The sequence below is a fragment of the Paenibacillus sp. M2 genome (assembly GCF_046713495.1).
GTDB lineage: Bacteria > Bacillota > Bacilli > Paenibacillales > Paenibacillaceae > Paenibacillus > Paenibacillus amylolyticus_B.
The window spans coordinates 523,776-537,129 of sequence record NZ_CP169648.1 but is presented as its reverse complement, the minus strand read 5'-3'; the positions used below and the strand labels follow the sequence as shown (position 1 = coordinate 537,129).

The 13,354-nt window shown below is 46.3% G+C and carries 9 protein-coding genes and 1 riboswitch; all 9 genes read right to left on the bottom strand.

All coding sequences use genetic code 11. The features are described from left to right. Nucleotides 1-83 precede the first annotated feature (83 nt). Nucleotides 84-206: riboswitch (glycine riboswitch) on the bottom strand. 348 nt (nt 207-554) lie between these two features. Then, entirely contained in the window at nt 555-1,547 is a 993-nt protein-coding gene (locus ACETMN_RS02575) for a phosphotransferase enzyme family protein (RefSeq protein WP_341072320.1), read from the bottom strand. Between the two features lie 224 nt (nt 1,548-1,771). Further along, nucleotides 1,772-2,527, bottom strand: a complete 756-nt coding sequence (gene pstB, locus ACETMN_RS02570; protein WP_036616781.1) for a phosphate ABC transporter ATP-binding protein PstB — start codon at nt 2,525-2,527, stop codon at nt 1,772-1,774. A 12-nt stretch (nt 2,528-2,539) separates the two neighbouring features. Next, nucleotides 2,540-3,427 carry a phosphate ABC transporter permease PstA gene (gene pstA / locus ACETMN_RS02565; protein ID WP_192135674.1) on the bottom strand — a complete coding sequence of 296 codons (888 nt, stop codon included), beginning with the start codon at nt 3,425-3,427 and terminating at the stop codon, nt 2,540-2,542. A 2-nt stretch (nt 3,428-3,429) separates the two neighbouring features. Then, nucleotides 3,430-4,365, bottom strand: a complete 936-nt coding sequence (gene pstC / locus ACETMN_RS02560) for a phosphate ABC transporter permease subunit PstC (protein ID WP_017690972.1) — start codon at nt 4,363-4,365, stop codon at nt 3,430-3,432. A gap of 115 nt (nt 4,366-4,480) precedes the next feature. After that, a complete protein-coding gene (locus tag ACETMN_RS02555; RefSeq protein WP_091018473.1) occupies nt 4,481-5,407 on the bottom strand; it encodes a phosphate ABC transporter substrate-binding protein PstS family protein in 927 nt (308 codons plus the stop codon). Between the two features lie 565 nt (nt 5,408-5,972). Continuing rightward, nucleotides 5,973-7,265 carry an arsenic transporter gene (locus ACETMN_RS02550; protein WP_091018472.1) on the bottom strand — a complete coding sequence of 431 codons (1,293 nt, stop codon included), beginning with the start codon at nt 7,263-7,265 and terminating at the stop codon, nt 5,973-5,975. Nucleotides 7,266-7,453: 188 nt separating this feature from the next. After that, on the bottom strand, nt 7,454-9,541 hold the full coding sequence (locus ACETMN_RS02545) for a methyl-accepting chemotaxis protein (protein WP_411735721.1): 2,088 nt from the start codon (nt 9,539-9,541) through the stop codon (nt 7,454-7,456). Between the two features lie 173 nt (nt 9,542-9,714). Next, nucleotides 9,715-10,773: an EAL domain-containing protein gene (locus ACETMN_RS02540; RefSeq protein WP_091018469.1), complete on the bottom strand. Its 1,059-nt coding sequence runs from the start codon at nt 10,771-10,773 to the stop codon at nt 9,715-9,717. A 213-nt stretch (nt 10,774-10,986) separates the two neighbouring features. Then, entirely contained in the window at nt 10,987-13,260 is a 2,274-nt protein-coding gene (locus ACETMN_RS02535) for a bifunctional 2',3'-cyclic-nucleotide 2'-phosphodiesterase/3'-nucleotidase (RefSeq protein WP_411735720.1), read from the bottom strand. Nucleotides 13,261-13,354 lie beyond the last annotated feature (94 nt).

Genomic DNA, 13,354 nt, shown 5'->3' with positions numbered 1-13,354 from the left:
GCCCTGCAATTGCAGACAAGGTCACCAGGCTGACTGATCATATACCCCTTGGGTGGCGCAGTTCGCGCACTCTCCAGAGTTGCGTCCAACGATGGTACATTTACCTGAGAGATTAACCGCTGCGCCGGGTGCGCAGCAGCTTGCTCCTTCGGTGCCTGAAGACTAGCCATTGCTCGGCTAACTCAGGTCTCTCCCGCTCGTTATCATCCGCTGTATGGAACCATTCTGAGCGTATGTCAGAACAGTAATGGAAATCGTTCATTTCTTCTTCATTAAGATTAATCGACCGGAAGATCAGTGTCAACAAACTTAACGATTTCTTTGGATGTATTTCCCTCATTTTCGATTGAACCGATGAAAACCAGAATATTTTGTCAGCTTTCATTACATTAATTCGATAAAGAGAACTTTTAAACAGCTTATTTCATTTTCCTTCAATTCATAAAGCGCTTACTACTATTTATGATATTGTCCACGAAACTGTTCGGGTATTCAGGCAACCATAATATTTGAACCACACTGTTCGTGGCCTATCCTGATCTGCACACCCTAATTCACAGTTCGTAGAAGATACTCTCGTTCTGTACATAAGGTCTGCAATACTTGCTGCATAACTTCGGCATGCGATCTTTCATCCACTCGTGCCTAGACTCGTTCCCCATCTGAAAAGCATAATAACCAAGTGTAAAGATCAACATGAACCCTTCCATTAATCGGATATCACGATCCGTCAGTGGTGCGATCTGTTTGGTATAACCTGATAAGAATATGTCACGTTCCTCCCGATTGAACATAAGCGCTGCCCCTCCGGCATCGAAAAGATAATAACCATAACCGTGTAGACAAAAATCAATCATGGACATCCCCTGATCCGTGATCAGCAGATTGTTGCGAGTAATATCCCCATGAATGATTCCCCATGTCTCCGCGTGCTGCGGGTATGTTTCTAGCTGCTCATTAATGTTCTCAAACGTCTCACGAAGCAGATCGAAGTCTTCCGTTGTAAAAATCCCCAGTCGGACACCTTCCTCTTGCTGCCCTAGCATGACCAAGTTCTCATGAATGTTGCCATATGCCGGCCGCACCTTTGTTCGATCTGTCTGATTCTGCTCACGCCCATATTGATGAAGCATCTGCAGTTGTGCCCCAAGATCATAGATCTGCTCTGTTGTCAGACGTTCTCCCTGCTGGATGTCCCTGCCCTCAATCCACTCCAGTACTGTACAGCAGATCTCTTTCCCTGCCTCACTTGTCCATACCGTGACCCATTCACCGGATGCGTTGCGTACTGGATGTTGCACGCGCAATGCTGTCGTTGCATTTAACTCATGAAGCAGATTCATCTCTGCCTCCAGCGCAGGAGGTGTATGCTGAATGCCTGTCATACTTGCATATGCGGCTTGATGGATACGGAGCAGATACTTCTGCCCGCTTGCTTCATCAACGACATGATACGTCAGATTCTCGTTGTGACGAATATAGGAAACGACAGGTTTCTCAATAGTGTAGTTCTGTATAATCTGAGCTGCCATATGGTCGTAAGACATCTGATCCGTAGTGATTATCAACATCTCCTTCAAAGTAATGTAAACGCTCTCTTATTACTAAATATCGTAGCATAATGTTTATGTCACATACAGAAAATTCTAATAAAATTATAAATTAAAAAAGCACAACCCCCGAACAACCGTCCAGGCATTGTGCTTTCTTTTGTCTCTATTTATTTCTCAATTTCTCTGTCTATTGCTCTATGTGACACTCCATGATCCAATTAACCAAAACGACCCATAATGTATTCTTGCGTCAGACGATTGTCCGGGTTCGTGAAAATATGCTCTGTATCCCCATGCTCAATCATGCTTCCCAGATAGAAATAAGCTGTGTAATCCGAGATGCGTGCCGCCTGCTGCATGTTATGGGTAACAATAACAATCCGCAGCTCCTTCTTGAGTTCGGTAATCAACTCTTCAACTTTACCCGTAGATACCGGGTCAAGTGCAGATGCCGGCTCATCGAGCAGCAGAATCTGTGGTTCAACAGACAAAGCGCGAGCGATACATAGGCGCTGCTGTTGTCCGCCAGAGAGAGACAGAGCTGACTCATGCAGTCTGTCTTTCACTTCGTCCCAGAGCGCAGCACGGCGCAAGCTTTTTTCCACAATTTCATCCAGTGCCTTCTTACTCTTCGTACCGCGGTAGCGGGGGCCAAACGCGATATTGTTGTAGATGGACTTATGAAAAGGGTTCGGCTTCTGCCACACCATGCCAATCTTCTGGCGAAGCTTGATTACATCGGTTCCAGGCTCATTCAGATCGTTACCGTCCATCCAGATATGTCCCTCTGTACGGGAACCGGCAATCTCGTCGTTCATCCGGTTCAGCGACCGGAGGAACGTGGATTTACCGCAGCCAGACGGCCCGATAAGAGCCGTTACGCTTGCTTCAGGAAACGTCAGGCTAATCTGTTTGACCGCCTGGAAATGTCCATAATATATGCTTAACTGTTCCGTACCAAAAGGTATGGCCATGTTGGTTCCTCCTTATTTCGAAGCTGTCATGCGGCGGAATACAACCCGACCGATCCAGCGTGCACTTAGATTGAACGCCAGCACGAGAATGACAAGCACGGCAGATGCCCCTGCTGCCACTTCTTTGGAATCTGGCCCAATACCTTCACTATTCACTTTCCAGATATGGACAGCAAGTGTCTCTGCCGGACGGAAAGGATTAAGTGGTGATCTTGGACTTGTCGGATTCCAATCCGTAAAGTCCAGTGGTGGACTACTCATACCTGCGGTGAACATCAATGCGGCTGCCTCACCGAAGATCCGGCCCGATGCCAGGATCGTACCCGTAATCAAGCTCGGTAATGCTACAGGCAACAGAATGGAAGTAATGATTTTCCACTTGGACAGCCCAAGCGCCAGACCTGCTTCCTTCTGTTCCTTCGGAACGGCCCGGAAGGCCTGCTCCGTTGTCCGCACCATCAGTGGCAAGTTAAAGATCGCCAGAGCCAAGGCACCTGAGATCAGGGAGAAACCAAGACCAAATTGATTGACTAGCAACAAGAGACCAAACAAACCGATAACGATGGATGGGAATGAGGACAACACTTCAACGACCAGACGAATGAAGCTGGTAATCTTGCCTGGTTTGGCGTATTCCGCCATGTAAATTCCGCCGCCCCATCCGAGTGGGATGGTCACAATCAATGTCAGGAGAAGCAAGAATATGGAGTTAAAGAGCTGTGGACCAATCCCGCCGCCACCTTTAAGCAACTGGGGTGCGCTCGTCAGGAAGTTCCAGCTAATATGTCCAATGCCTCTATACATGATGAAGCCAAGCAGACCGAGCAATATAATAACAATGAACAGGGCCAATACAACGATAACGGATGTTGCAATTTTATCTACCGTCTTTGCCTTCATTTTCATACCCGGTTCCTCCTTTCAAGCAGGCGAACCAGAATGACGAAGACAAATGTCATCACCAGCAGGACAAGCGCCATACTCCACAGTGCATTGTTATGAACAGAACCCATCGTGGTGTTACCCATGCTGAGTGTAATTACACTTGTTAATGTTGAAGCCGATTCGAGCAAGGATGTTGGAACATGCGGTGCATTACCGATAACCATCTGCACAGCAAGGGCCTCACCAAAAGCACGGGCCATACCCAAAACGACACCTGTCAACAAAGCTGGCAAAGTCGTTGGAATGATGACACGGTAGATGGTTTGCCAGCGAGTGGCACCCAGTGCGTAAGAGGATTCACGCAATCCTTTTGGCAACGCGGACAACGCATCTGCCATAATACTTGTTACCGTAGGAAGAATCATTACCGCGAGAACAAGACATCCGGCTGCAATCCCGACGCCTGTTCCACCAAAGATACTGCGCAGCAAAGGTACGATGACACTCAGACCGATAAATCCGTACACAACAGACGGAATTCCAGACAAAAGCTCAATCGCCGGTTGCAATATCTTTTTCCCTTTACCCGGTACAATCTCTGTCATGAAGAGTGCTGCACACAGGCCCAGTGGACTAGCGATCAATGCTGCAAGCAAGGTTGTAATGAAAGAACCTGTAATGAACGGCAATGCCCCGTAGAACGCAGGTTCTCCAGTTGGATTCCACGTCTTTCCACCAAGGAATTCACTTATGCTTATTCCATTTTGGAAAAATGTGGACAGTCCCTTGGACGCTACAAAATAAACAATGGAAAACATGACAACGATCAGGAAAACGACACAAATCGACGTATAGATCCGTCCCGTCCACTCTTCCCAATAATGTTTTTCTTTTAAGGGCCGGCGCGGTTTCAACTTGTTATTCATTACCGTTCCCCCTTCGGTCTGTTCCATAACAACCATCCTTCTATAGTAGAATTAATGCAAAATATGGGATTATTTCAGAGCAAACCGCGTAAAGAGGCGGGACCTGAGTCCGCCTCTTTCGCTGTATGCGCAAGTTCAAAGATTATTGAACCACATTACCTGCTGCATCGCGTTTTACTTTCATGCCTGACATTGGAATGTATCCAAGTTCCGTCACGTCGTTTTGTTGAATTTCGTCACTCAGGATGTAGTCCAAGAACGCTTTTGTTGCTGCATCCGGCTCACCTTTGGTGTACATGTGCTCGTAAGCCCACACCGGATAAGTTCCTGCTTCTACGTTCTCAACTGTTGCTTCTACACCTTCGTATTTCAACACTTGCAAGCTGTCATCCAAGTAAGACAGGGCAAGGTAACCAATAGCACCTGGCGTTTCAGCTACCAATTTTTTTACGTTACCAGAAGAATCTTCCTGAATCGAACCTTGGATATCACCCATTTTTGCACCCAATGCATACTTCTCGAACGTTGCACGAGTACCGGAACTACTTGGACGGTTTACAATAACGATTGCTTTATCCGCGCCACCAACGTCTTTCCAGTTCGTTACTTTACCGGAGAAAATGTCGACTAGTTGTTGTTTCGTCAAATCTGCTACACCTGCATCTTTGTTACTAACTGGAGCCATAGCTACTACGGCTACTTGATGGTCAACCAGTTCTTTTACTTTGGCTTCGTCCTCCAGTTTCTCTTCTGCGAATACATCAGAGTTACCGATTGTAGCTTGTCCGTCAGATACTTGTGTCAAACCAGTACCACTACCGCCACCTTGAACTTGAACCGTTACGTTCTTATATTCATCAACTGCCATAAATTTCTGTCCAGCTTGTTCTACCAGAGGTAACAATGCTGTCGATCCGACTGCCAGAATGTTACCGCTAAGCTCAGCAGCAGCTTCCCCTGATCCATTGCTTGCAGCACCCTCTGTACCCGCGTCATTTTTCGATCCGCATGCAGCGAGCACCAGTACGAACGTTAAGGTCATCAAAATAAACGGCAACTTTTTAAACATGTTTTGTTTTCCTCCCCCAATGTAGTGATGGCGTTTTGTGAATTTGTTTGTTCACCATCAACTCTTTACTCATTGTAGTTTCGGTATGTCATCTTAAAATCAGTGTTTTGTAAACGCAATGTTAAAAATATCGGCTGTATATTGAAAATCATTTGAGACAAATTGCGCTGAAGTGGGCGCTTCGGTAACGGACGTTGTTTCAATCGCTGTTATCCCCGGATTTATATGATTTACTTTTTCCAAGGAATACATCCGGGGATAAAGGCGAACGCTTCGATTTTCCACAATCGTTCCGTTCCCTTCGCTGTGTCAGCGCTCGTTGGATCTCAGGCATTTCCATCTCCTGCCTGGGAAGTAGGCAAAGAAGGCCAGCCCTATAAAAGGCTGGCCTTGTGTAAATACTTTGTTGATTCTTTAATAGAGAAAGAAAATCTGTTTCTTCTATAGAAGGTACAAAAGCAGAAAAAAACTGCCTCGCTGCCAGTGCGTAGCACCAGCTGTGAGAGCAGCCTTTTACATTACAATAGAATTATCTTATTGATACTTAATGTAAAATCTAATTTAACTAACCTAGAATCCATAACCACAATGCCAATCCAGCTAGGGTAATTAATAATGTTGGAATCGTCAGGATGATGCCTACCTTGAAATAATACCCCCATGTAATCTTCACACCTTTGCGGGATAACACATGCAGCCACAGCAATGTGGCAAGTGATCCAATCGGAGTCATTTTGGGGCCCAGGTCGGAACCAATGACATTGGCATAGATCAATGCTTCCTGAATGATACCTTCGGTATGCGCGCCTTGGATGGCTAGCAGGTTAATCAATACGGTAGGCAGGTTGTTCATGACCGATGACAATACGGCCGCTATGATGCCCATTCCGAGCGAAGCAGCCAGCAGACCATGCTCTGCTATGGCATCCAGCCAGCGGCTCAGATGATCCGTTAACCCTGCATTCCGCAGTCCATATACGACGATATACATGCCCACGGAGAACACCACAATTGACCATGGCGCTTCCTTAATGACCCGTTTCAGATCAACAGCCTCGCTCTTGCGTGCCAGTAAAGCGAACAGCAGCGCAACGGAGCCCACGATCACCGACACGGGAATCGGCAGAAACTCACTGGATGCGTAAGCCACCAATAACAGCCCAAGCATGAACCAGGCAATTCGGAACATCCGTGGATCACGTATTGCTTCCTTCGGATCGCGTGCTAGAGAGATGTCGTAGCGCTGGGGTATGCTTTTGCGATAAAACAAGAATAACATCCCCGTACTCGCTACAATCGAGATCAGATTCGGCACGGCCATGCGTACCGCATACTCTACAAATGTAATGCCAAAGAAATCGGCAGACACAATGTTAACTAAATTGCTGACGACCAGCGGCAACGATGTAGTATCCGCGATAAATCCACTCGCCATTACAAAAGCCAGTACCATACGCTCATCAAACTTTAATGCCCGCACCATCGCCAGTACAATTGGCGTCAGGATGAGCGCTGCACCATCATTGGCGAACAGGGCAGATACTGCGGCTCCCAGCAGAATGGAGTAGAAGAACAGTCTGCGACCGTCTCCTCCAGCCAGCCTTGCCATATGAAGGGCAGCCCATTCAAAGAAACCCGTCTCGTCGAGAATGAGAGAAATCATAATAATGCCAACAAAGGCCAGCGTTGCATTCCATACAATGGATGCTACATCCGAGGCATCGTTCAAGCTGACGACCCCGCATAGCAAGGCAACCAATGCCCCACCCGAGGCAGTCCAACCGATCCCCAATCCACGAGGTTGCCAGATTACCAAGGTGATTGTTACTACAAAAATCAGTATTGCTACGTATACCATAGAGCCTCCTGCTGTACCCTGTATCCATATATTATTTCGTTAATTCGATCTTGTTTTGTAAGATTACACCGCTATACGCGCAGAATAACCAGACGATATATTTATACAGGGCTACAGGAACATTGTCTATCTTTATTTTCTTCTATATATAAAAGTTGTGGTAGATTATGTTGCTAAAATGCTGGAATTTATTCTTTGCCCTTATCCTTCGGCGTATCCTCCACCATCTTGAACATGCCAAGCAATCCCTGCAATTGTTCCGCCATACTGTTCAAATGTGCCGAGGATGATGCGATCTCTTCTACCGATGCCAGTTGTTCTTGCGAAGATGCAGACACGGATTCTGTATTCGCAGCCGATTCCTGGGTCACATTCGAAATATCACTCATCGCCTTGGCAACGTGGGATGCACCACTCTCCAGTTGTTTCGTTGTTGCGGACAAGTCATCCAATGTATGAACAGCATCTTCCACCGCCTCCCGAATCTGAGCAAAGGATTGTCCTGACGTATTCACAGCCTGAATTCCTTCTCCTACCCGAGTCTGAGCCGCATTCATGGCGATTAGAGCGGCATCCATGTCCTGACGGATATTATGAACCACCTCACCAATCTGCGCTGCCGAACTTCCGGATTCTTCTGCCAGTTTGCGTACCTCACCGGCTACAACTGCAAACCCACGACCCGCATCCCCCGCTCTTGCCGCTTCAATAGAAGCATTTAATGCGAGCAAGTTCGTTTGTTTCGAGATGGATGCAATGACATCAACCATGCTACCAATTTCAACGGAACGGGCATTCAGAGATTGAACCACCGTTCCCAGCTGCTCCACCGTTTCCTGGATACTGTTCATCTGCTCCACAGCCTGTCCTGCTGCCTCATTCCCAGAAGAAGCCGCTCCGGACGTATTCCGCATATTCGCCGTAATCGATTGCACACGCTCGGACATCATGCGAACATCTTCTGCCATTCGGCTCATCTGTCCCGATCCATCTTTCACGCTGTTTACCTGCTGCTCTGCACCTTCAGCCAGTTCCTGAATGGCCTGTGTTGAATGTTCAATCGCTTTGGTGGTTTGTTCTGCACTGGCAGACAACTCTTGAGAAGAAGCAGATACCTGCTCTGTCGTTTCTTGTACACCAAGAATCATCATTCGCAGGTTATCGACCATACGTTCAAAATATTTTGCCAGTTCCCCGACTTCATCTTTACGCCCAGTTTCCATTTTCACGGTCAAGTCGCCTTTACTTACCGCTCTGGCCGATTCCTGAAGTCGTTTGATTGGACGCAGCATGGAGCGTGTAAACCAGATTATGAAGATGAGCGTAAGGAACGTGGCCGCCAGGATCACTACAAATGTAATCATGCGAATGTCCTTGCTCGCATTGGTTATTTCACTTTTAGACATCGTTCCGGCAATTTTCCAGCCCGTTGCTTCATTGGTAGCAAAGATCATCGTTTTCGGTTGCTCATTGAATACATAATCGAATTGACCTTCTTTACCCTCATACATTTCATCCAGCAAACCACTAGCTTCCTGTGTACCTGCATCTGCTACAGGCGATACGACATAATTTTTGTTTGCATCCAAAATAATGACGTAGCCTTCTTTACCCACCTTAATGGATGCTTGCTCTTGCAGGTCTGTTAGATCCAGAGACAAACCGACAACACCGGATTGGTCCTTTAATGTTTTGGAGATAAATACAACGGCAACGCCATCGGTATTAACAGACACAGCGGATACAACGGCTGTACCCGGCTTTTCCATCGCTAGTTTGTACCACTCCCGCTCCCTAGGATCATATGCATCTCCCCGCGTACTGCTTGCTGTTGCTTTACCCCGAACCATGACTCCTTCCGTTGTTCCTACAAAAATGTTCATGGCATCGGGATGCAAGCCCAGATATTGCTCCAGCTTCAACTGAAGCTCTGGACTATCGTTCTCCCCTTTGACCAAGCCCGGATCAAGGGCATCCCCGAAATAGTTAATATCATGGATCTTATAATTCACTTGGCTTTCTACAATGGTATTGGCAGTGCTCACACTTTGCTTGGCACTATCCACTAATTGTCCTTGTACGCCATCTTCAGCCATCGTTAGTGTGATCAAGCCGATCGCCAAGCTTGGCAGGAGCAGAACGGCCAGGAAGGAGACCAATAGTTTGTTCCTTATATTCCAGACGAAACCTTTCTTTTTCTTCTTTTTATTTTGATTATGTTTTGGTTTGGCAGGTTTCGCTGCTTTCATTGGTTTATTATCCTGAGTTTCACTCATGTCTTTCTCCCCCTCAAAATGTAAAAATGCCCTCTTTCTTTGTATGTATGGATCAATCTAAAAGGCTTATCTTATATATCGGCTAAATGAGGGTTTTTATTTGAGTGAAAAATGTGCAGGCACGCCAAACAAGCCACCTCTGATCAGAAGCGACTTGTACAAGGTACAGGTTACTAATTATTCCATGAATTAGATGAAGTATTAGAGTACGGACCGCCTGGGGGTTGTGCCGAGGGTTTACCAAAATAATAGCCCTGTGCAAGCTCAATACCTATGGAACGACAGAATTCAAACTCTTCCATCCGTTCGATCCCCTCGGCAAGGACTTGCCCTCCAAATCGACTCGACATCTCAACAATGTGAAGAATTTGCTGTTGTTTGGTCGAATCCTGATCACAACGGTCAATAAGACTTCGATCTATTTTGACAAAATCCGGTTCTAACCGATTCATCAACTCTATTGTCGAATATCCGGCACCTACATCATCCAGTGCAACCGACATTCCACGGGAACGATATACCTCAAATATTTGCTGCAAGATGGGCATATGCTGAATCTGCTCTGTTTCCACGACTTCAAACACAAAATCTTTAGGGTCCAGCGAAAGGCGTTCAATCGCTTCAAACGTATGTGTCAGACAATATTCAGGATTGTATATGGAGGAAGGCAGGAAATTTACGAAGCGTTTGACACCATGCGGCAGAAAAAGGGCACTGGTCTCAATAGCAGTAATACGCGCCAATCGATCCAGAAAAGAATGTAGTCCTGTCTCACGCGCAACTTCAAATAATTCATAGGAACTGAAGGATTTTCCATTCTCGGCAGGACGAAGCAAAAACTCATATCCGATAATCTGCTCCGATGCATCAACGATGGGTTGCATATGACTGCTGAATTGATGCTCCAGAATAATGGAAACAAGCTCCGCATGTTTGAAACGGGACTCCTGCATGGTTAGACTAATCCAGCTTTCTTCATTAGCCTGTTCGTAAATAGGCAGAATCTGAACGGTTAGGGAATCACGTAATGTCGGATCAATTTCGCCGATCTCTTCTATTAAGCTCTGAACCGTCTCCAGATTCGAAAAATCCATCCACATCATGTCATCCGACGTCTCAATAAGTCTTCCCGGCGTTTGTAGCGCTTCCAGCAAAGCGGGGGAAATGGGACGCAAGTACAAGGTACCTTGGCCCTCTATAGCATAGATTGGACTGCAGCCACTGCAATTCATGTAGGACCCCCCTTGCCAATTTAGATTCCATGTCCATTAATGTTCACTTGTATATACCCAAAGTTTGTAAATATTATATCATGGGTCTTAAAATTAATCTCTACTGTTTTGATGACTTCCTGTATGACGGTTCTTGGAACAAATATATTCAAATTTGCAGAAAAAAGACCGACAGTCTGATGACTGTCGGTCTCCTCCTCAGCTTATTACACTTTAAGAAGCGGGAATCACGATTTTCTGTCCAACTTTCAGGTTATGAACATTCGAGATTTTGTTAGCTGTTGCCAGCTTGCGCCAGTCCACACCATATTTCATACCGATGCGGTACAGGTTGTCCCCTTTTTTCACCACATATACCACTTTGCCGCCCGCTGGTTTCTCAGGCTGTGGCTTGGTCGTTGGTTTGGTTGGAGTAGTCGGCTCCGTAGGTTTAGTTGGCTTTGTAGGCGTAGGAGCAGGCTCCGAACCTGGTTTCGGAGTTGTTGTTGCTTCTCCAGTCAATTTCATGCCGTATTCAGCAAAACCATCATCATTTGTACCAATGAAAGACATCGCCGGGTTCGCTTCTACCAGATTTTTGGCATCCGGGGAAGATGCGAATACCACTTCAAGGTCGTTAAGTGCTGCTGCAGTTACACCAGCAGATGGTTTGATTGGTGCCAGGGACCAGTTGCCGTCCGCTGCCGGATTAATCGTTTTATTTTCACGGATGTAATCGATGATCACTTGACGGTTCTCATCCGGTGCAGCCAGAACGATACGTTTACCGTCCGGGTTAGCCAGCTTGGATGAAGAAGCACGGTAGTTATTCGTCGCTACGATGAATTTTTGCGCTGGGTCAATCGGTTTACCGTTAAAACTCAGATCCTTGATCCGGCTTGCCGATGCATTTACAACGGTTGCTTTGCCGTCATACTTGGCTGGTTGTGTCACATCGATCTGATACGTTACACCATCGATAACATCGAAGTTATACGTTGGGAAGTCGTTGTTGATCAGTTGTTGTTGTCCACCTTTGACCGGGTCAATCTGGTTGAACTGGCCTGCAGACCATTCCAGCCATTCTTTCAGTTCTGCGCCGTTAACCATTACAGCATGTACCGTATTTGGATACACGTACAGGTCAGCAACGTTTTTGATCGCAATGGTGCCTTTAGGAATATTCGTGTAATACGAAGCGCCTGAACGTCCACCGGCTTTGAATGGTGCACCTGCGGACAATACAGGAATTTTCTCATACTCCGTACCTTGCATATGTTTTTCGACATACCATTTCTGTGCATTCGTTACGATCTGAATGGATGGATCATCCTGAACCAGAGCGAAGAAGCTGTTGATCGGTGCTGTCGTTTCGCCAACTGGACCACGAACATACTCCAATGTACCTTCATGCTCTTCATGAACCGCATCAATGATGTCTTTATCCGCATCTACCAGTGGCTTTTTGTTCGCAGTGTCATAGATTGGGCGTGCTTCCGTTTTGGAATCCACCACTTTCCATTTGCCATCAACCAGCTCCAGATCCAGATCAATAATCCCCAGGTGATCACCCCAGAACCCTGGCTCAACAGCAGGAACGCCATTGATTGTGCCTTTCTCAAGGTCTACCCCTTTTTTGCCGGCAAAATCAGCACTTGGGAATACTTTGTGAGCATGTCCAAACAGAATGGCATTAATGCCTTCTACCTGACTCAGGTACAGTACGGAGTTCTCCATCAGATCCGTTTGAGGGATATCCTCAAATCCGGAGTGAGGAATGGCTACAATAATGTCGGCACCTTCGGCCTTCATTTTTGGAATGAATTTTTTAGCGGTAGCAATAATATCCTTGGCGATGACTTTGCCTTCAAGGTTAGCGCTGTCCCACTGCATGACTTGTGGCGGTACAAATCCGATCACACCCACTTTGATCGTATGTTCTTTGCCAGTCTCATCCGTTACTTTTTTATCCAAAATCTCATACGGTGTGAAGTAATTCTTGTCATTTGTCTCATCATCATCACCATCGTCTACATAAACATTGGCATTAATGTAAGGGAAGTTCGCTCCCTCCAGCGTCATGTCCAGGAAGTCCAGACCATAGTTGAACTCATGGTTACCGATGTTACCTGCATCATAATCGAGCAGATTCATCGCTTTATATACAGGGTGAGTCTCACCCTTTTTCAGTGGATCAATCTTCGCAACATAGTCTCCCAGCGGGTTACCCTGAATCAGATCACCATTGTCGAACAGCAAGCTGTTCTTGGCTTCATCACGCGCTTTTTTGATCAGTGTAGCTGTTTTGGCAAGTCCATACTGATCTGTCTCTTTGTCGGAATAATAATCGTAGTTAATCAGATTGTCATGAATGTCTGTTGTCTCCATGATCCGCAGTTTAACTTTGGCAGCATCCGCAGCCGATACAGGTACCGGAAACACCGCAAGCACGTTTAATGCAACCAAAGCGGCAGTCAGGCTTGATAATACTTTTTTACTCGTTTTCAAAATAACCCCTCCCGGTTATGTACATTGAATCATGCATTAATGGGCAAACGAAGAGCGCAGAAAAAAGATAGATTTCATGGGTTGTGCGTACTGA